The sequence below is a fragment of the Streptomyces sp. NBC_00986 genome, from assembly GCF_045162565.1.
Taxonomy (GTDB): Bacteria; Actinomycetota; Actinomycetes; order Streptomycetales; family Streptomycetaceae; genus Streptomyces.
In genome coordinates, this window is sequence record NZ_CP108733.1 from 4,285,341 (window position 1) to 4,304,905 (window position 19,565).

Below are 19,565 nucleotides of genomic sequence, written 5' to 3' on the forward strand. Positions count from 1 at the left end.
CTTCTGTCTCTTCCTGGCGCTCGGATCGTGCAGTGTCTTGTCGGTCGTGGCGCTCAGAGGTGTTCGGGGGCGTCGATGCCGAGCAGGGACAGGCCACCGGCGAGCACCGCCCCGGCGGCTTCGGCGAGCGCGAGCCGGGCACGGTGGGCGGCCGAGGGTTTCTCGTCCCCGAGCGGAAGCGCGGCGGGGAGGAGAGGGAGAGCCGCATCGGCTACGGCGACCAGGTGACGGGCGAGCAGGTCGGGGGCACGGTGGGCTGCTGCGCGGGCGAGGAGGCGGGGGTGGTCGGCGAGGTGGGTGAGGAGGGGAGCCTCTGAGGTGAGGGGGGTGGTGCCCTCTTGTACGTCGTGTTGAGCGTCTTGTTGTACGTCGCCGGGTGTGGCGGTGAAACCGAGGTCGGCGGCGTTGCGGCTGACGGCCCGGGTGCGGGCGTAGGCGTAACGGACCCGGAAGAGAGGGTTGCTCTCCCGCTGCACGAGGTGCTCGGCGGTGAGGCGGGGCCGGTCGTGGGCGGCGGGATGGAGGAGGGCCCAGCGGGCGGCGTCGCGGCCGAGGGTGAGGAGGTCGGCGGGGGCGGGGGCCGGGACGGGCCGTACGTTGACGTGCACGTCGGCGTCGACATCGGCGTCGGCATCGGCATCGCGCAGAGCTGGTGCTTCCGGGGGACCGTACGCGTCGGCCTCGATCTCGGCACCGAGAAGGGCCGGCCATGCGGGCTCGGGGCGGCTGTCGCAGCGGGTGCGGACGGGGGTGCCCTGCGAGCGCAGGAGGCGGGCGACGACGTCCATGACGACGAGGGCGCGGGGTTCGTCGGGGGCGTGGAGTCGGACAAGGCGGGCGGTGGTGGCGGCTTGGCCCGGGGGGAGATCGCCATGACTGGTGGTGGCGGCCTGGTCGACGAACCCGTACCGCGGTCCGCGCCGCAGGATCTCCTCGACGAGGGCGGTGGAGGCCGTACTCCCGAGGCTGATGTTGAGAAACCCGGGCCCGGTGATCTCGACACCGCTGACGCCATGGGCACCGACGAGATGCGGCCGCAGCAGTTCGGCGACGCGGCGGGGGGTCTCCCCCGCGGGCCGGGCGAGCTGGAGGGCGATGTTGGTGGCGTAGTCCCCCCACCCACCGGCCCCCGGCACGGTCACGGATGCCTTCTCCGGTACGACGACCCGCAGCTCCCCGTCCTCGACAGCACGACGCACCGCGCGCAGCACGGTACGGGAGAGCTCGACGGGGGTCACGGGACAAGCGTATGGGAGGAGGGGGGTGGGTAGGCCAGCCGGTTTGGCCGGGGGTCCGGGATGTGGACGGGGGGTCTGTATACGGCGGTGGGTCTGCGTGTGAGGAAGGGGAGCGAATCGAGGGGGGTACGGGGAGCAGGGGCCGTGTATATGGGGAGCGGAGATGAAGCTGCCGGAGCTACCCGAGCAACCGGAGCTACCCGAGCTACCCGAGCTACCCGAGCTACCAAGGAGGGAAGCCTCAGCCGCCGCTACGCCCGCCCCGCCCAGCCCGCTCACCCTCACCGCTGCCGGCGCCCGCACCGAAGGCACCGCCGATGGAGAGGCCATCGGCGGGATCACGCGGCTCACGCAGCCGCCCCCGCTCGATCAACTGCCTTACGAGAGCGATGAGTTCGGCAGGTTCGAAAGGCTTGGCGAGAAACGCGTCGACGCCGACGTCGAGCCCGCTGTCGACCTCGTACTGGGTACAGGCGCTGACGATGGCGAGGGGCAGATCACGGGTCCGGGGATCGCTACGCAGCCGAGCGGCGGTACGCAGCCCGTCCAGCCGGGGCATGACGACATCGAGGGTGACCACATCAGGCTGAACCTGGTGAATGACATCCAGACACTCGGCACCATCGGCCGCGGTCACGACCTCGAGACCCTCCAGCTCGAGATTGACCCTGATCAACTGCCGGATGACCTTGTTGTCGTCCACAACAAGCACCCGACCCGACGCGCCTGGCACAACTCGAGAGTAGGTCCGTCCCGGCCACCGCGTCCGGGTTTTCCCCACTTCCACCCCCTGCGAGCGACCCGGCACACCTCTCCGACCACCTCCCCGCCCACCTTCCTGACCACCCCCCTGATCACCGAGAAACCTGTTCATGGACACCGGTTAGGAGCTGGTAGGGTTCTACCCGTCGCCGCGATCACCGCGACGGACACGCCCCCGTAGCTCAGGGGATAGAGCAACGGCCTCCGGAGCCGTGTGCGCAGGTTCGAATCCTGCCGGGGGCACCTGTTATGAGGTGCCTAAAGACCCCGCCATCAGCGCTTTAGCTGAAGACGGGGTCTTAGCGTTTGTGCAGGCGAGTGCCGCCGAAAGCAGCCGTTTGCCGGTGATCACGTTGTAATAGCGTGTTGATCTTGAGCGCCTTCGCCGCAGGTCACGCGCCACTTTCAGCTCCCTCAGCGTAGTGGTTCGGGCATGACGAAAGCCCCGGATCTCTCCGGGGCGACTGAGCAATTCAGTTGGTGAGGCTGACCGTTGCAGTCGGCTCTAACCGGCTCACCGCAGCCGGTGTCTCTTATCGCCAGCCGGGTATCCGTTGGCGAGCCACCAGCTTTCGATGTCGCCCAAACCAGACAGGTCCGGTTCCGGCAGGCCTGGGGCTACCGTCGCCTTCGTACCTTCGGGGACCAACTCCACCTCAATACTCCCCGCGTCCGATCCAGAGTCGAACGTTTCCAGTGCCTCCAGGGCTTCCGCCTGGCTGTCGCAGATCGGGAGGCGAACCACGAATACGCGGGGAGCGCCCCCGTTCTGCGCCCCCGCGCGGATCAACAGGCACATCGCCTCATCGAAGCACTCCAGGCCACCCACTGTGATCCGGTAGTAAGGGTCGCCCTCCTCCGTGTGATCGCCGTTGCACCCGGGTTCGGTGACGTGCGGGCGGCAGGTTTCACACTGAGCGCCCTCGGTCACCACACGTACCCGGTCGCACGACGCGCACAGCCAGGAGTCGCACCCTGTGCAGCGGTTTGGGGCGGGGTAGCGCCCGGAGCGCATTCCCGCCTTTTCAGGCAGCCGCTCCTTGCATGGGCACGCCGCCAGCCGCACGCGCCGTTCGGCCTCAGCTTCGGTTGCGCGGCGTTGGCGTTCCGGCTCTCCCTCTGCCCAGATCCTTGCCCGTTCCGCGCGCCTTAGGTCCCGCGCTCTGGTGCAGTTCTGGCGCTCCTCTTCGCTGAGGTGGACCCAACAGGCCGGGACAGGCGCCGGCTCTCCCGGGATCGCGGGCCACTCCGTCGGCCTGCTCTGACAGGGGCGTGCCTTGGTCTTTGTCACCCGGATGCACGTCGCCTCGTCCTCCGACCTGGGGAGCATGGCGTGGGGAGGAGATACCTGCGGCTTCTGCGACTCCTGCGGAGTGGAGCACACACCGCAGCGGACACCTGAATCTGGCACGGGCTTGCCGCCGCAAGTCACGCACAGCCATGCATCGCACGCTGAGCAGCGGTACTGCGAGCCGTAGGCCAGTGAGTACCGTCCGATCGGGTCCGGAACGGGCCCGCCCAGCCTGCGCGTCGCGCACAAGGGGCAGAGGTTCGGCTGCGTCGGCGGCGGTGGAGTATCGGTGCGCGGCATCCGACCATCATGCCCACTTGGGATGAACCGAGCCGGCGCTTCACGCCAGGGTGGACCGGGTCGCCATCGTCCAACGACGCGATGTCGCCAGGCCTCAGCTAACGGCGCCACGGCTGCCCCGTCCGCCAACCGTGGCGCTCGCTTTCGCCGACTCAAGCACGAGCTCGCCTACTGAAGCACTCAGCCACACCGGGGCTTCGCATCGATCGGTCCTGCGGACCGTTTCACTTTTCGGAGGTGTCGCCCTCCTCTCCCAGACCCTTCAGGATCCGGTCGTTCATCTCCCGCTCCTGGCCGTCGATGCACTTGGCGTAGATCTTCAGCAGGACGTCAACCGAGTGGCCTGCGCGCGCCGCCACTTCCGGTGCGGGCACACCGGAGTTGAGCCATTGGGACACGCCTGCGTGTCGCAGGTCGTACGGCCGGAAGGCGAGCACCGAGGAGACCTGTTCGGGCAGGAACGCCAGCTCTCGCGTCTGCTTCCACACGCGCGAGTACGACGAGGCCGCCACGACGTTGCCCCGCTCACTGGCAAAGAGCCGGCCGTCCTTGGCAGTGCCGAACCCCTTCAGATGCTCACGGAGCAAACGCACCAGCGGAGGTGGGATGGGCACGATGCGCACCTCACCCTCCGCACGCTGCTTCAGGCCCCGTCGGTCGTGCGCCTCCCCGGAGTCCGTCCACGCCTTGCCTGCCGTCGGACGCGTCTCGGCCAGCTCAATACGCCCCCAGCCCGACGCCGGGAGCACGCAATCCGACCGACGCAGGCCGAGCGCTTCCCCGGGGCGCATAGCGGCGTAGTACAGGCACCCGAAGAACGCGCGCAGCCGCCGACCACTCGCCCTCTCGTAGCCGCCGACGTATGTCACCGCAGCCAGCAACTCCCGCGCCTGCCGCGGATTGACCACGACTCGGCGGTCGACCTCTTGCACCGCCCGCTTGCCACGCTTGCGGCGTACTCGGCTCAGCGGGTTGGACTGTAGAAGCTCCAACTCGACTGCGTACTCAAGCGAGTTGAACACAACCGCTCGCCGCCGCCGATACGTCTGCGTGGCCGCGGGCTTGCCGTCCAGCTTGCGTCCGAGACCGTCGATCAGCTCATGCACGCGAGCGATCTCCAGCAACTCCGCTACGGGCAAAGAAGCCCGCTCGATCCAGCGCACCGCCGAAGCAATCTCCTCCGGCCGATCCTGCTTCCTCCGTGACACAGGAAGGAGGTACGAGCGCAGCGCACGCCGCACTATCTGCGGAGTTGGCCGTCCCCGAACCGGCTTGACCAGTACAGGGACGACCGTCGCCAATGCGTCGGTCATGCTGCCACGCTGCTTCGCGGACGCCTCAGCCCAGCGCGCATCGATGTACTTGAGCACCAGCTCCAGGTACGTCAGCGCCGCCTTGCCACCACGCAGTGAGTCGGGCAGCCCCGACACCGTGTCGAAGGGCTCGCCCTTGTCGACGGCTCGCAGCAGCTTGGCCCTGAAGCGGTCGGCCAGTGCCGATGTCTTGTACGACTCGCTGAACACTTCCCCGTCAACGACCCATCGGACGACATGAGTTGGCTTCTTGGTCGTCTTGTTGACCGAGAGCTTCCACACGGAGACCTTGTACGACTTCACGACGCGGCCCCCTCTGCGCGCTCCGCCAAACAGTCGTTGAGCACGTCGCGGCGAACCCTCAACTCCCCGTTGGGTAAGCGGATGCAGGCCGGCGCGAGGCGCAGTTCCCGCCAGCGATAGAAGGTGCGCCGGGAGATCCCGCCCAGCTCTTCGAGCACCTGCAGCACGGTGAGTAGTTCGGCCGTCTTCTCACGCGCCATGAGGACCACCGACCTCCCGTACGGAGGCCGCCAGGAGTGCCGCCTCCGGCGAGTAGCCGCGCCCTGCATAGCGCCACTGGCCGATGGTGACGGTTGTCCGCCCGCCGATGCCGAGGGCGGTCCGCTGCTCCTCCGCACGATGTTCTGCACGCGCCTCACGGAGTGCGGTAAGAGTGGTCGAGTAACGCCGTGACTTGGTGGAGAAGTGGCCGCCGTAGCCGAGCATGTGGGCCCAACGCCGGAGCCCCAGAGGCTCGAAGGGAGGCAGACCGCCCAGCCACCAACACGTACTGATCATGCGGAGGACGTGAGCCCGTACCGGCAACATGACCAGTTCCCGCGCCTGGTGAATCCGCCCGTCGACCGCGCCGGCGGACTCGGCACCCTTCGTGGCGTACTTCGCGATGTAGCCCGCAACAGCCGCGGGGGTCAGCCGCTCCCCCGCTCCGAACGCCGCGATAGGCCGCACGTCGACCTGTTCGCCGAAGCGCAGCGCACGAGCGCCCACGACATCCGCGCCAGGAGCGACGAGCCGCACGCGGCCGACGACCGCCTGTATCGCGTCCATCAGCAGAGCTGTTGTCGCCCAACCGGGCGGAGCCGAGACTGGTCCGTCCGGTCCGTCGAGGCGGACCACGGCATGGAAGTGGACCAACCCCCGCCGCTGATACTCAGCCACCTTCGCGTACGACAACCGGGCCACGTCCCCGAGTTCGGTACGGGACAGCCCAGCCCGCCGTGCGATCTCGCGACGCAACTCCAGCGCGAACCGGTGCCACAACTGCCCGGCGTACGCCTGCCATAGGACAGCCCCGGCGTAGTCGTAGCAGCGCGGGCACAGAGGCTCACCGAGACGGGGCTCACCCTCTGCGTGTCGCTCATGGCATCCGATGGGCGAGCCATGCGGGCAGCACTCCCCCACCTTCCGGGGACGGCATGCCCGTACACGCCCCGCACGTTCACGACGGGTGTGAACCGGGCCGAAGCCGGGAGCGGTGAGGGTGGCGAACACCCGAGGGTGCCCGCTCACCGACTCCGTGACGTTCTTGCCACCGACCAGTCCAGCCCGGATCAGTTGATAGGTGTCGGCTCGGTAGAGGCGGGAGCAGGACGGGCAGACTGACGCACGCCGGTTGCCGCATGCGGTCAGAAGCCGACCGCCGTAGACGTCCGACGCGTACGAGAACAGGGCCTCCCCCGTAGTCGTGTCGACGACGGTTGCCCCGCCGACCAGGTGGATCGGGTTGGTGCAGCCGGCGAGGCTGACGATGTTGCGCCGCCAGGCTGCGAACTCCGGCTCTGCTGCCCTGGTGAGCAGAGCAACAACGTTCGTCGGTATGGACGCGGTCATTGCCGACCACCGCCTCCGAATGCCTGCCACATCACGGCAGCGATTGCTTCCGTACGGGTCTTGGCGCTGAATCGGAGTGTCGGGTCTGTGAGCCAGAGTGCGGCGGCGTGTGCCGGGCACAGATGCCGTTCGAAGCCGTCGAGCCCGACGAGGACGATCTGTTCCCGTCCGTCGCAGGTCGACACCTCGGAGTCAACGACCCTCAATTCGCACTCGGGCAGAGGGGATTTGCGCGATCGATGCGCGGTGGACAAAGTGTGAGTACTCCTTTCACTGCTCATGTGGCGGATGGAGTGGGTTCCTGACGGGGTCGGGTTTGGCGACTTCGCGCCCCGTCGGGAGCCCGTCAAACGGGCGATCACTGCTGTTCCTTGGGCGGGATCGCGACGACGCTGTACGCGATCGATCCGAAGGTGCGGCGTGCGTCGTAGTAGCCCTGGCCTAGGTCCTCCACCGGGACGCCGAGCGGAGCGGCAACGTGTTCCGCGCCCTCCCTACGAGCGGTGGAGTCGGCCGCGTCGACGAAGACGCCGAACGACGCGCTGCGCGGTACGAGGACACTGGGGTTCGCGGTGAGGAAGTCCGCCAGTTCGCGCAGGCCAGCGATGAACGCAGCCCGGTCGCCAGAGCGGATTTCGTACGTGGACATGGCTCGCCCACCTCTCTGTTGTTCGGACATCGGGTGAGGTCGCTTCAGAAGCGGAGTTGGCCGAGGAAGCCGCTGACCGCGACGAGGACCGCCTGAACCACCGGCGCGGCCACGGTCTTTGCCACCAGGAAGCCGAAGGTCCCGCAGAGCAGGGTGTCCGCCCAGCGCAGGTAGCGGATGCGCAGCAGGAACCAGATGAACAGGCCGAGCAGCAGTACGGCCGACATAGACACCAGCACGGCAGTCCCCTCTCACTTGGCCGCGGTGAGCAGTTCGGGAAGGACCGGGGCGAGGTGCGCGTACTCGGCCGCGATGACTTCCGCGTCCGTCTCGGTGACCAGGTGCGAGCGGGCTCGTTCCCAGCCGTCGCCGGAGGCCAGCACGGCCGTACCCGCCTGTTCCGGAGTGATGGCCTGTGCGGCCTTGAGCGCGTCGGGGTTGAGATCTCCGAGCGCCATTTCCGCTGTACCGGGATCGGCCACCCGGTGGCACACGCGTCCGCCGAGTTGGGCACGCAGTGCCGTGACGCCCGGCCCCAAGTCGGAGCCCACCCGTTGGCCGGCCACGACGAGGAACACCCCGAGTGCCGCGCCGAGTTGAGCGAGTCGGATCAACGCCGTACCGGCCGCGTGTGCTTCGTCCTTCTCATTGCGGCTCGCGACGAGGAACAGTTCCGCGATCTCGTCGACGATCACGACGACGGGGACCGGTCGTTCCTCCTCCGACAGACCCCAGATGTTCCGTACGCGCGCCGACCGACAGACGGTCATGCGGTCGAGCGTCAGATCGACGAGCGCCGCCAGGAGTCGAACCGCCTGCTCGCGGTTGGTCGCCAGCGCGGACAACCGGGGCTCGTAGAGCGACAGTTCCATGCCGCCCTTGCAGTCGATGCCGACCAGAGCGACCGGTTGCGGAGCCAGGCCCGCTACGAGTGCGTTGATCAACGTCGACTTGCCGGACCGCGTGGCACCGACGATCAGCCAGTGCGGCACACGCCGCAGGTCGATGACCCAACCGGCACCGGTTTCCAGCACGCCCACGACGACTCGGAGCAACTGCGCGGGCCCGCGCTGTTTCGGCAGCCGAGGAGCGGTCAGCGGATCGGCCACCGAGGCGGCGATCCGTACGACTCCCGGCCTCCAGGAGGTGACCCGCACCCCATGGACCTGCCAGTCCTCCGCCATGGCGGGCCCCGCCTTGACGAAGTCCTCGGGCACCTGTCCAGGCAACAGCCGCACCAGCAGCCAGAATCCGCCACCGGTCGGACGTATGAGCCCGTGCCGCGGGACACGCGGCTGAGGAGGAGGTGCCCCGTTGCCAACAAGCCCGGCCACCACAGTCAGCGCCGGCCGACGACTCACGGCGAGTCCGCACCCAGCCATCAACGGCCGCCAGGTGCGCACCACTTGGACGACCATGACCGGGAAGCCAAGTAACAGCCACCAGGCCACGGGGGAGCGGCGGCGCAGGGCCGGGCCTGCGAGAAGCAGACCCGACACCAGCACTGCGGCCACCACCAGAACCCAACTCGGCCAGACCGTCCCGGCCGAGGAGGTGGAGGAGGTCAGGGTCATCACTGCCCGGCCCCCTTCCCCGCCGGAGCGCTCAGGGGCCGGATCTCCGCCGCACGGAATGCGACCCCATGGCGCCCGTCGTTCTCCCACGGCGTGGCGACCAAGTCCCGTACGGCCACCGGCATACCGAGCTGCACACCGGCCGGCTCACCGGCGACACTCACGTTCACCACGTCCGCCGATGACCCGGCCATCAGGCAAAGACCGACCTGGTACACGGTCTTGCCGGTGTCACGGTCAACACGAAGCTGACCGGTCTCACGATTCGCAACCCGCGGAGCCGGGGGTACGGCACAGATGATCCCCGTGAACTTCGCGGTGTCGATCGGAAGGCTTGCCACTGATCTGAACTCCTAATCTCTGGCACCCGAAGGCTGATCCTTCGGGTTGCTAGACCACCCGTAGTACGGGTGACCGGAGTCCAGAGTGCGACCCGTAGTACGGGTTGTCAACCGTCTTGTGATGAGAGAGGCTGTCTACGCACGTGGACGAACTGTCCACGCAGACGCACAGCCGAGAGACGATCACGGCCACGGAGGGCCCGCATGCCGCCGAAGAACACGCAGCCGAAGTATCGGCAGATCGCCGACTACCTGCGCGAAGGCATTCTGAACGGCACCTTCCCCGCCGGCCAGCCGCTCCCCTCTGAGGAGGCGTTGGCAAAGCAGTTCGGCGTGACGCGTCCCACAGTCCGTCAGGGCCTCACGGAGCTACGGGCATCCGGCCTGGTCGAGGTGATCATGGGCCGAGGCACATTCGCCCGCTCACCCCAGAGCCGCCCAAGCCTCACGCGCCCACGCGGCGTGCGCCTGGCCCCCGACGGCCGGTACATGGAGGCCGACGGCATCCAGTGGACGAACGCCGAGCCACCGGTAGCCACTCGCACGGACGCCCCCTTGGCATTGGCGGATCTCCTCCGCATCCCGCCCGGCGAGCCGATGTTCACCTACGACGCCTTGCAGACAGCCGACCACGGCCGCCTCCGCCAACTCCACCGCACGTACGTGCCGTTCTCTGTCCTGGTCGACACAAAGTACGAGGAGGAGGCACCGCCGCCGGCGCCGGAGCTCTACGTCTCGCTTGCCGCGTTGGGCCACGAACTCCACTTCACGGAGTACATCCGCACTCGCATGCCTCTGCCGGACCAGGCCCAGGCCCTCCGTCTGCCCGAAGGTGTACCGCTTCTACACGTCATCCGCGTGACGCTCGCCGAGGGAGATAGGCCGTTGGCCTTGGAGGAGTTCCAGCTCCCAGGCGACGATTTGGAACTGTCCTTCAGGCTCTAACAGAGCCTGAGTTGGTTCAGACTTTCTCCACGTCATCAAGTGCGGCTCGCTCCGCTCCCCGCGCGCGACCCGGCCCCCGGCCGGGCCAGCACTCCTGTCTCCGCCCCGCTCCAGCCCGGCCGGCGCCCGCGCCGCGCTCACAGCATCAGCCACCTGACGCCAGAGAAGGGGTACGTCATAGCTGTGGCGGTCGGCTCCGAGGCTAGGCCAGCAGGACGTATCGCTGACTAGCTTGCTGCCACGTCTTTATGCGGCGAATGACATCCCATTTTTCAAGGTAGTCGCCAGTCAAATGGGCTCGCATCAGCCTGGCAAGAAGATCACTCGTCATATCAGCAACGCGGTACTCCGATTTCAGCACATAAGCTACCGATCTGAGCAAGTCCTTCCCGTGACACATACCCATATCATCGGGCGACTCTGCGACTAAGGCTCGCCAATCGTTGAAACTGACCACATCGGAAACCTTCGAATGCATCGCGTCTACGAGTCTGGCGAAGTTCATGGAGGCAGTCTTGGAATTCCAATATCGCGAAATCTTTACATCATCTAGATCGAGAGGTATGCCGAGCGGCTGAGCCGCCATGCGCAATCTCCCTAGAGGAATTGAAATCTTTTTTGCTTTAGCTAGGACGCTGACGCAGATTGAGTGACATACGGCTTGAGACTCAAGGGCTTGCGGTACCAATTCCAGCACCAGAGGCTCGACGAGCCCCAATGCAATAAGGTCACTCTCCATATCAGTAAGGGTAGTAATGATGAGGTCTGGTGAGCCGTGAAGCGCTCCCCTGCGCACCTCATAATCACAATCGGTCACAAATACGATCTTTGCCCTCTGATGTACATTCGCTTTTTCGTGTGCACTCAGCAGTAGCTTCCGGCCGCCAGCTGGCAGAATTTGAGCGGGGTCCAAGACGTGACGTGCGAATACCCTTTTGTCGTCCGGCCCCTCAACTACAAGAATCGCCCGAGATGACCCGAGGCCATCGGCACGCAATTCAGCGTCCATGAGCAGATCATATGCGTTGGTGTATTCAGGCACGTAGTCACCCGTCCAGTGAGCGCCGCAGATCCGTGCGTCCTGCGATCAAGGTGGGCGAATGTGTAGCGAGGAGGAAATAAGTGCCAGAAACTTTAGAAATTTCTGCGAGATCATCCACAAAAGTGGATTGCCAGAGAACATGCAAAGACAGCTCGGGCTCATCGATCATAACCAGTGTTCCCGGGATTGCCCCGAACAGTAGCTTGTGAGCCAGCACAAACATCTGCTGTTCGCCGCTCGACAGATGTGCAGGACTGATATATTCACCTGTCACCTCTGAGACGATCCGGAAACCTTTATCCTCATCGATGCGGACAGCCTTACCTTTATAGTGCCGACGCAAGAAGTCCATAAAGGGCTCCAAACGTCGAACGAGCGGCGTAAATGTGGCTAGCTTTTCCTTAGTGTCGGACAGGTACGTGGAAATAAGCGCACGAGAGTCAGGATTCTCAAGAGGCAGGTCATTGATGGATTCTTCAATCTCTGCCGCATCGATTAGCCCTGTTGCCGCCAATGACGCACGCAAGCTCTGCACTTCCTCGAATTCGCTTGCGATATTATCGGCCGCCCTAAATGTTCGTTGCGAGCTTATTGCAGCAAATACTCGCCTAGGGAAGTCGCGATCAAGGTTTTGAGAAGCGGTTCCGTACTGCGACTTGAACCGTGTGACTTCCTCATTGATATGAATCACGGCGGCCTCAATGGCAGTCACCGTGTCAACGGTGTCGCCTGTCCCTCGTTTATTCGGGCGCTTCCTGCGCTCAGGGGCAAGTCGCTGATCCGAAACAAGCAGAGCAGGGAAGGATTGAGGAATTTGATTGACCCAGGTGGGCGGCGTCGAGTCTTTCTGATGACGCGAGGCCATGCGTAGAATCCGGGCCCGCTCATCGGATTCCATATCGGCCCACTCTCTAGCGAGAATCCTATCAAGATAGAACTGCCGGGCCGACTCGCTTAGGGAATTCCATTCAACATCGTCAGGGAATAGATGCCTCGGATGTCGTGAGTATCTCCAATTCTTAGGTGTAAGTCGAGGACGATTCAATACGACGCTCAGAACGCTGCCGGACCTATTGATCACTTCGAGACGGGCTCTCTCGAATTCCAAAACGATGCGATCGAATGGAATTCCTAGCAAGGAAATCCAGTCGCCGTGACTGATCCAATCGATGGTGCGTAGCACCGTGGATTTACCGGTGCCGTTCGCTCCTGTAAGCATCGTTGGTTCGCGAACATCGAGTGAAAACTCTCGCAGGGGTGAGCCGAATAGTCCATAAGCCGCATAGTGCTGGAGACTTCCAAAACTACGCACTTCGTTGGGATCTGCCGAATTAGGGTCAATACCCTCGTCGGATTTGGATGAAAGATCGTCGCTCACATCTGTCCCTTCCTTGACGGACCATCAAGTCCCCAGACGACCGATATATCACGGTAGCGCCTGTCTGGACGAGTGCAGTTGGAAATCCGTCGTGGTGAGAACGTGCCAGACCGTGCAGGGAACGCCGGGCACTGACTCGGCGAGCCGGCTCACGATGACAGGTTCCTCGCCAGACCTGCCGGGAAACCGAACGGAGATCACCTCATCTTCCCAAGCTGATGGGGATTCAGGCATCGCCGTGTGGGTTTACCGTCGTGACTTGCTCGGGTCGACGACACCGGCAACTTGGCTGAGGCCGGTGGGGGCGCAGCGAGGCATACGCGCCCGTGATCGGTCGGCCGCCTCGCCGTCGTGGCTGACTGTCGTCGGCCGGGGCAAGAACCAACCCGTATCCAGCTTTGAGCAGACGTCATCCGTCACCCACCTGCGGCCGGCGCATCAGGGTTCTGCATCCTGGGAACCATGACGAACCCCGAGGGCCCTTACGTGAAGGTGCACTTCCGGCTTGAGATCGAAGACGACTGGCCCCCGGCATCGGTGGAGAGCCTGTGGGCGGTCGACCAAGGTCACGGCACCGCACGGCTCGACAACATCCCCTGGTTCGTCCGAGGCATCGCCTGCGGAGACATCGTGGCCACCGACCCTGACGAGGAGGGTATGCGATGGGCCGGTGAGGTGGTTCGGCGTTCCGAGAACTGCACCATCCGCCTCATCGTGTTGCGGGACAGCGGTTCGGGAGCCGCAGGGCAAAGTGTGATCAACGCGTTTCACGAACTCGGAGTCCGCGGCGAGGGCATAGAGCGTTTCAGCATGGTTGCCCTGGACGTCCCACCCACCGCCGATCTTGCCAAGGTGCAACGGCTCCTCAACCACGGCGTTGCCAAGGAGTGGTGGCACATGGAAGAGGGGTGCATCACCCCACAATGGCGGGCCACATCCGCCGGCTGATGCCGTTCATGTGACCCATAGCCGGGCCGTCCCTGGGCCGTCCGAGGTCGCTCACCGTCGGCCAAGGACGATCAACGACGACCACCAGGCGCACGATCTCACCGCCCTTGAGCAGTGAAAACGCAGGTCACCAAGATCCCCGACAACACCCAGGGCAAGAAGACATCAAGCCTGCGGCATCGGCCGGTCGAGAGCAACACGTCCCGCGCGAATGAAGAGTTGAAGCTTGTTCTGCATATCGATGAAGCGAACCGCTATTTGCTCCTCCATTTCAGCAATAGCATCCTCGGTTGGCAGACCTGAAGATGATCTCATTTCATGCTCTTCTGCGCAATTCAACAACTCTCGAAGGCTGGCAATACAGTCATTCGCCCTAGCCGCCACCTCTTCGGGGCCTTGCAACCCAACTCCATAGGAAGTCACTACAGCTTCTCTGTGCGCCCTCCTCCCCTCCAAACGCAGGCCAGCCACTCGCTCTGAGCCATGAGTTTCCTGCAGGCAAGACCTGTGGTAATCAAGAGCTGCCCCCCGAGCGACCTGAGCTTTTTCGGCGAATTCTTGATATATCTCCCTTCCGTGATCCCTTCTCCATCGGTGATGCTCCAAACGAAGGTCCAGCTCCTGCAAGATCTGCTGCCTGTGAGACTGACGTTCTTCCTGTCCCTCTAGAGCCTGCTGTCGCGCGCGTTCTGACCTCAGAGAAAGAAATCCCGTCAAACCGCTACCGACGAGGGTCCCGATCATTCCGGATAGGGAAAGGAGAAGAGAGTCCATGCGTTATCTCTATGCCAGGCAGCGAACTGTTATTCCTGTCCTTCTGCACGCAGTTGGCCAGTCACGGCTGGGCCAGCTGAACGGCCGCTGGGTCGGCGGGCCAGACCTGTGCCAGATCGTGCGGGGAACACCGGGCAGCATCTCTACGAGCGACCGGGCCTCAGGAACGTTTCGGCCCAGCTCAGCCGAGCATCCGCCCGTCGATCACCTCAGCTTCCCAAGCTAAGAGTCAGCTCCAGGAGTTGACCCCGCAGGATCTCTCATACCTCGGCTGCGCCATCGCGCATGCGGCGCGGAAGCAACCGCCAGTCCTCCATCGCGCCCTGCATCAGTCGCTGTAAGCGTTCCTTGCCTTCGACCTTGAGCACGTCTCGCAGGCAGGCGCAGCCGGCCAGATCCCTGTTGCCAACGACGCAGATGTAGATGCCTGCGATCTGTAAGCCCCGCGCCGCTGCCGTGAGTTTCGCGTCGATAGGCAGCGGAATCCTCCGGGCCAGCTCTTGGGCGAAGACCAGCTCGATCCGGGGGCGCCCCAACAGACCGAAGAGGCCGCCGGCTGCGCGGCCAACGACTTCGTGCAACCTGTCTTTGCCCTTGAGGATGCCACGCGCCAACTCGGCGAGATCATCACAGCCTGTACGGCGATGGCGCTTGACAAGTGTTTTCCACGTCTCGTCCGAGACGTAGTCGGACGCCCGCTCGGCGATGACTGCGGTGCTGCCATTTTCGATGACGTCCAGACACAGCCGTGCGGCTTGCTCCGCCCTCTGCTGATCTCGGGTGGCTGGTGTCGTGCGAGGCTGGGGACGTTGTTGAGGCCGAGCGGCGGCCCTGGGTGTGGTCGACTGCCGCGGTGCTCGGCGCGGGGGTTGGGCCCGCTTCGCAGGTTGCTTACGGGGCGTGGGAACGCGTCCAGCCGGCCGACCGCGATGGCGGTGACACCGCAGGTCTGGCCCAGTCACTCGGTTCTTGCACAACGTCCCGTCGTCGGTCTGCGCACGGCACCGATACACCATGCCGGAAGTGTGAGGACATGCCAAGAAGCCGGACAAGCATGCCTATTTGGCCAGCAAGGCCTACGCGCCCTCGGGCCCACCACTCCAACGAGAAGGTACGGATCGCGCACGGCCGTCTCATTTCCCGTCTCATTCAGGCCCGTTCACGGGCGTTCAGCGGAGACCTGAAGCCGTCCCCGCGTGGGCGGCCAGCCGCCCACGAACCCTGGTGAACGCCCCCGCATCCCACCACCACAATTGGAAAGCGTGTTGGGGGCGTGTCCTCCGCTGGCGGAAGGCCCGGACCGAGCAAACAGCTGGGGGCTTGCGTCGGTGGCCGCCCAACGGGGGATCGAGTGGGAGCGGGGGCCGTTCCCGGCCGCGGGCACGTCGTGGCGAGCGTGGTGGGCTGCGGATGTGACGCTCATATCCCTTACGGACAGTAGCCGAGATCTTCAGTTGCGGCTGATCTAGCTGTCGACTCGCCTCTTGATCGGCCTGCTCGTAACTCCCTGCACTACAGGGGTCTGAACACTAGGCTTTCCAAGCGTTCGCCGTACTGTAGGGGGTTTGCCTGTGTACTGCTTTCGTCTCCCCTTCGCGATGCCGAGTCAGGCGCGGCTCGGACTGACCGAGACGCAGTTCCTGATCCAGGAGCAAGGCGAGGTTCAGGTTTGGCTGAAGTCCTCCCAGAAGGAGGACCAGTGCCTGTGCGACGCCGCCGAACTCGTGGTTAGAGGTCAGGGCTATGGCACCGATGACGAGGCAGCGCGGGAGGGTGAGCGCTGGCGGGATGTCATTAGCCGTGCTTTCGCCCGGATCCATCTCGCTGCCGACTTCGCCGACCGAAAGCCGTCAGGCATCCTGACCACGGCCGGTGAGGCATGGATGGGTGAACTCTTCGGGCATCCTGTGCGCGGTGCTGTGCCTGGCGTCACCGTCTTCGAGGATCAGCAGGATCTTCGATTCGTCAGCGTGCCAGCAGCAGAGGGTTGCAGACGCCCCTCTGAGGACTGGAATCGTCGAGTGCTCACTCAGGCTGCACAGCTCCATGACCCGCTAGCAGCTCCTGAGAGGTTGGCTTTCGACCTCTACAGCGGCTCATTCTTCCAGGTCTCAGCAGACTCACGGCTCTTGATGTTGACCATGGCGATTGAGACCTTGCTCGACCCTCAACCCCGCTCAAATGTCGCTCAAGCGCACGTGAACGCCATGATCGAAGCTACCGAAACCAATCCGGACCTGACCCCTGCTGAGCGCAGCTCGCTACGAGGAAGTCTCCAGTGGCTACAAGATGAATCCATCGGACAAGCCGGGCGGCGACTCGCCCGAACTCTGGAGCCCCGTAAGTACGACGGCAGACCACCGGCCGCCTTCTTTACCCGTTGCTATGAGATGCGCAGTGCGCTCACCCACGGACATGTGCCGCGTCCCGACCATCGGGAGGTGGGGCTTCTGGCCGCCAGTCTTGAGTTGTTCGTCGCAGACCTCTTGGCTGGTCGGCTTCTGGTCGAGCTTCCCGACTGAAAGATGTGGAGCCATCGGGCTCGACGAAGAGTCGGGCCCTGGGCAGTCTGTTTCGGGAAGCTCTGGGCCATATGTGGGCCTGGGAGGAGTCTTCGACGATTGGTAGGGTCTGGTGCAGGTTTGGGTGACAGGTTCGGTCACGCGGCCTGGAGGGCCGGTGTGGTCATGACGGTCTCGAATTCGACGGGGGTCAGGCGGCCGAGTGCGGCTTGTCGGCGGCGCCGGTGGTAGGTCCTCTCGATCCAGGTCACGATCGCGATGCGCAGTTCCTCGCGGGTGGCCCAGGATCGGCGGTCGAGGACGTTCTTCTGCAGCAGGCTGAAGAAGGGCTCCATGGCCGCGTTGTCGCCTGCCGCCCCTACCCGCCCTGTCGAGCCGACGATCCGGTGGTGGTCGAGTGCCCGGACGAACTTCCGTGACCGGAACTGCGATCCGCGATCGCTGTGCAGAATGCACCCGTCGACGTGTCCACGCCGGGCAACAGCGTTGTTGAGGGCTGTGACGGCCAGGCGGGACTTCATCCGCGTGTCGATCGAGTAGCCGACGATCCTCCTGCTGAAGACGTCCTTGATCGCGCAGAGATACAACTTCCCTTCGCCGGTGGCGTGTTCGGTGATGTCGGTGAGCCACAGCCGGTTGGGGCCGGTCGCGGTGAAGTCACGGCGGACCAGGTCGTCGTGCACCGGCGGGCCGGCCTTCTTGTTCCTGCCGCTCTTCTTGCCGAACACGCTCCACCAGTTGTTGTCCCGGCAGATCCGCCACGCGGTCCGGTCGGCCATGCCGGATCCCGCGCTGCGGGCTTCGTCGGCCAGGAACCGGTAGCCGAACTCCGGATCCTCGCGGTGCGCGTCGAACAACGCGTTCGCGCGCGTGGCCTGCTCGAACTCGGCATCGGTCACCGGCCGCTCCAGCCAACGGTAGTAGGGCTGGCGTGCAAGTTTCAGGACCCTGCACGTGAGAGTGACGGGAATTCCGCCCGTAGCCAGCTCTTTCACGAGCGGGTAGATCCTTTTCCCGGCAGATGGGCCTGTGACAGGTAAGCCGCGGCCCGGCGCAGGACCTCGTTCTCCTGCTCCAGCAGCTTGATCCGCCGACGCGCTTCCCGTAGTTCCGCGTTGTCCTGGCTGGTCGTTCCCGGCTTGGTCCCGTCGTCGATGTCCGCGCGACGCATCCATTTCCACAGCGTCATCGCGTGCACTCCGAAGTCGGCAGCCACCTGCTCGACCGTCACGTTTGGGCCGCGGTTCCTCGCGACCCGTACAACGTCCTCGCGGAACTCTTCCGGATAAGGCTTGGTCACAGCGACATCCTTCCCACCCGCCCCACAGGACAAGCCAGTTCAGATGTCACCCGATCGTGCAGCAGACCCGAACGCGTCCTCTGGAGTGCGTGCGCCTCCCTCCCCAACGAGGAGGAGTACGCGCGGCTTCGGCGGGCCGGGTACACGACGCTACTCACCGTCCGCGAAACCGATGTACCTCAGCCCAGCGACGATACGAGGGTCTTCGATTCCGTGCACCAAGAGATCGTCCGGGAGGCGTTACAGCAGGTGCACGGGCTCCTTGAAGAGGCAGAGCACCTGACTGCTGAGATCTCCATCCTGTCAGCGGGAGCTACGCCAGATACCGCGTCAGTCATGCTCGAAACCGCATGGGACGCGGCCGGCGCCCTAGAGACAACCCGCGGCGCCCAAGATGCAGCCTTCCATGCGGTCTTGGCGATGAAAGATCCAATAACCGCATTCCAGGCGTCCGTTCGCGAGGAACTTGGCGTCGCTGCGCCCTCGTAATTCCGAAGTGTTTCAACCCCGTAGCAACTTGACAGAGGGAACGATCACAACGGCGGGCATGCCCTGTCCAGCAGAGCAAGGACGTCTTAACGGATGACCCGAAAGTGGTATACGTCATGCCGAACTTCGCTAGATTCCGGCCGTGACATCAGTCTCTCCCCCCAGCGCTGCACCCCCGAGGACGCCGCCCCCTCGGCCTACGTGGTCCCGCCGGGTCCGCCGTTTGTGGCGCTCGCGTGATGCACTGTCGCGGGTGCACCACTGGCTACTGTTGAGGGCGCTGCCTGGCCTGCTTGCCCTGTGCGCCTTATTCATTGTTGACGGAACGGTAGACGGCTGGGTCGGCGCCTACAACCTGTTGGTGGGTATCGATTCCCCAGGCGACGCCACGACGAAGTGGTGCGCTTGGTTGCTATCTGTTGCCGGATGGGCGGCGGTCCCTGCGTTCATCGGTGGCTTCGTGGGCTACCTCGTGACACAGCAGATTGATTCTCACCGCCAACAAGACGTTGACGTGATCCTCTCCGAGCTGCGGCGCCTATCACTGCCCGCGCAGCAGCCACCGGGGCCATGACGATGCGGTCCCTCTACGACCTGCACGAAGAGGGCGGCGACGCAGCGGAGATCGCGGAGCAGTTCGCCAGCCGGTGGCACGCCGACGACTGGAACGCAGCGGAAGATCACTGGGAACAGCTCGTCAGCAGGATGCTCAAGGCAAAAACCATGGATATGCACTCCCCGGAGAGCGCTCTGCGACAGGCCGAGATGATCATCCAGAACTTCGCAGCGACCAGCCTGCCCGTCCGTGACAGCAGGTGCCCAATCTGCGCGACCAACGCATAGCC

Annotated in this window: 20 protein-coding genes and 1 tRNA gene; 7 read left to right on the forward strand and 14 right to left on the reverse strand. The window is 64.7% G+C overall.

Going from position 1 to position 19,565, the window contains the following annotated elements:
- Nucleotides 1-53 precede the first annotated feature (53 nt).
- A complete protein-coding gene (gene nrtL / locus OG504_RS18375; protein ID WP_405990792.1) occupies nucleotides 54-1,238 on the reverse strand; it encodes an ArgS-related anticodon-binding protein NrtL in 1,185 nt (394 codons plus the stop codon).
- 241 nt (nucleotides 1,239-1,479) lie between these two features.
- Nucleotides 1,480-2,019, reverse strand: a complete 540-nt coding sequence (locus tag OG504_RS18380) for a response regulator (RefSeq protein WP_405990793.1) — start codon at nucleotides 2,017-2,019, stop codon at nucleotides 1,480-1,482.
- Nucleotides 2,020-2,171: 152 nt separating this feature from the next.
- On the opposite strand from OG504_RS18380, the gene OG504_RS18385 reads away from it, so the two are divergent.
- Nucleotides 2,172-2,243, forward strand: a tRNA-Arg gene (locus OG504_RS18385).
- A gap of 271 nt (nucleotides 2,244-2,514) precedes the next feature.
- On the opposite strand, the gene OG504_RS18390 is transcribed toward OG504_RS18385, so the two are convergent.
- From OG504_RS18390 to OG504_RS18425, 8 genes are all read right to left on the reverse strand, one after another.
- A complete protein-coding gene (locus OG504_RS18390; RefSeq protein ID WP_405990794.1) occupies nucleotides 2,515-2,931 on the reverse strand; it encodes a hypothetical protein in 417 nt (138 codons plus the stop codon).
- Between the two features lie 884 nt (nucleotides 2,932-3,815).
- Nucleotides 3,816-5,207: a tyrosine-type recombinase/integrase gene (locus tag OG504_RS18395; protein WP_405990795.1), complete on the reverse strand. Its 1,392-nt coding sequence runs from the start codon at nucleotides 5,205-5,207 to the stop codon at nucleotides 3,816-3,818.
- Complete coding sequence (locus OG504_RS18400; protein WP_405990796.1) at nucleotides 5,204-5,407, reverse strand: helix-turn-helix transcriptional regulator; 204 nt, start codon at nucleotides 5,405-5,407, stop codon at nucleotides 5,204-5,206. The genes OG504_RS18395 and OG504_RS18400 overlap by 4 nt, the downstream gene beginning before the upstream one ends.
- Entirely contained in the window at nucleotides 5,397-6,758 is a 1,362-nt protein-coding gene (locus tag OG504_RS18405; protein WP_405990797.1) for a replication initiator, read from the reverse strand. Before OG504_RS18405 ends, OG504_RS18400 begins: the two co-directional genes overlap by 11 nt.
- A 358-nt stretch (nucleotides 6,759-7,116) precedes the next feature.
- A complete protein-coding gene (locus OG504_RS18410; protein ID WP_405990798.1) occupies nucleotides 7,117-7,407 on the reverse strand; it encodes a hypothetical protein in 291 nt (96 codons plus the stop codon).
- 44 nt (nucleotides 7,408-7,451) lie between these two features.
- On the reverse strand, nucleotides 7,452-7,646 hold the full coding sequence (locus OG504_RS18415; protein ID WP_019060840.1) for a hypothetical protein: 195 nt from the start codon (nucleotides 7,644-7,646) through the stop codon (nucleotides 7,452-7,454).
- A 12-nt stretch (nucleotides 7,647-7,658) separates the two neighbouring features.
- Nucleotides 7,659-8,981 carry an FtsK/SpoIIIE domain-containing protein gene (locus tag OG504_RS18420; RefSeq protein WP_405990799.1) on the reverse strand — a complete coding sequence of 441 codons (1,323 nt, stop codon included), beginning with the start codon at nucleotides 8,979-8,981 and terminating at the stop codon, nucleotides 7,659-7,661.
- Complete coding sequence (locus OG504_RS18425; protein WP_266772555.1) at nucleotides 8,981-9,322, reverse strand: hypothetical protein; 342 nt, start codon at nucleotides 9,320-9,322, stop codon at nucleotides 8,981-8,983. Before OG504_RS18425 ends, OG504_RS18420 begins: the two co-directional genes overlap by 1 nt.
- 204 nt (nucleotides 9,323-9,526) lie before the next feature.
- On the opposite strand from OG504_RS18425, the gene OG504_RS18430 reads away from it, so the two are divergent.
- A complete protein-coding gene (locus OG504_RS18430) occupies nucleotides 9,527-10,267 on the forward strand; it encodes a GntR family transcriptional regulator (protein ID WP_405990800.1) in 741 nt (246 codons plus the stop codon).
- A 202-nt stretch (nucleotides 10,268-10,469) separates the two neighbouring features.
- Here OG504_RS18430 and OG504_RS18435 read toward each other — a convergent pair whose 3' ends face one another.
- Both OG504_RS18435 and OG504_RS18440 read right to left on the reverse strand, forming a co-directional pair.
- Nucleotides 10,470-11,276 carry a hypothetical protein gene (locus OG504_RS18435; protein ID WP_405990801.1) on the reverse strand — a complete coding sequence of 269 codons (807 nt, stop codon included), beginning with the start codon at nucleotides 11,274-11,276 and terminating at the stop codon, nucleotides 10,470-10,472.
- Nucleotides 11,277-11,313: 37 nt separating this feature from the next.
- Nucleotides 11,314-12,687 carry an AAA family ATPase gene (locus OG504_RS18440; RefSeq protein ID WP_405990802.1) on the reverse strand — a complete coding sequence of 458 codons (1,374 nt, stop codon included), beginning with the start codon at nucleotides 12,685-12,687 and terminating at the stop codon, nucleotides 11,314-11,316.
- 462 nt (nucleotides 12,688-13,149) lie between these two features.
- On the opposite strand from OG504_RS18440, the gene OG504_RS18445 reads away from it, so the two are divergent.
- Both OG504_RS18445 and OG504_RS18450 read left to right on the forward strand, forming a co-directional pair.
- Complete coding sequence (locus OG504_RS18445) at nucleotides 13,150-13,635, forward strand: DUF4265 domain-containing protein (protein ID WP_405990803.1); 486 nt, start codon at nucleotides 13,150-13,152, stop codon at nucleotides 13,633-13,635.
- Nucleotides 13,636-13,749: 114 nt separating this feature from the next.
- On the forward strand, nucleotides 13,750-13,938 hold the full coding sequence (locus OG504_RS18450; RefSeq protein ID WP_405990804.1) for a hypothetical protein: 189 nt from the start codon (nucleotides 13,750-13,752) through the stop codon (nucleotides 13,936-13,938).
- Nucleotides 13,939-14,669: 731 nt separating this feature from the next.
- Here OG504_RS18450 and OG504_RS18455 read toward each other — a convergent pair.
- Nucleotides 14,670-15,023, reverse strand: a complete 354-nt coding sequence (locus OG504_RS18455) for a hypothetical protein (protein WP_405990805.1) — start codon at nucleotides 15,021-15,023, stop codon at nucleotides 14,670-14,672.
- 984 nt (nucleotides 15,024-16,007) lie between these two features.
- Here OG504_RS18455 and OG504_RS18460 point away from each other — a divergent pair.
- The gene (locus OG504_RS18460) at nucleotides 16,008-16,931 is read left to right on the forward strand and encodes a hypothetical protein (protein ID WP_405990806.1); all 924 of its coding nucleotides are present in this window, start codon (nucleotides 16,008-16,010) and stop codon (nucleotides 16,929-16,931) included.
- Between the two features lie 137 nt (nucleotides 16,932-17,068).
- Here the strand turns inward: OG504_RS18460 and OG504_RS18465 are convergent.
- Nucleotides 17,069-18,231, reverse strand: a protein-coding gene (locus OG504_RS18465; protein ID WP_405990807.1) for an IS3 family transposase whose coding sequence is annotated in 2 segments (ribosomal slippage) — nucleotides 17,069-17,944 and nucleotides 17,947-18,231 — 1,161 coding nt in all. Because the reading frame shifts where the segments join, the coding sequence is not laid out codon by codon here.
- 742 nt (nucleotides 18,232-18,973) lie between these two features.
- Here OG504_RS18465 and OG504_RS18470 point away from each other — a divergent pair.
- Nucleotides 18,974-19,294, forward strand: a complete 321-nt coding sequence (locus OG504_RS18470) for a DUF6313 family protein (RefSeq protein ID WP_405990808.1) — start codon at nucleotides 18,974-18,976, stop codon at nucleotides 19,292-19,294.
- Nucleotides 19,291-19,563 (forward strand): DUF6313 family protein, encoded by a 273-nt coding sequence (locus OG504_RS18475; protein WP_405990809.1) that lies wholly within the window; start codon nucleotides 19,291-19,293, stop codon nucleotides 19,561-19,563. Before OG504_RS18470 ends, OG504_RS18475 begins: the two co-directional genes overlap by 4 nt.
- Nucleotides 19,564-19,565: the final 2 nt, after the last annotated feature.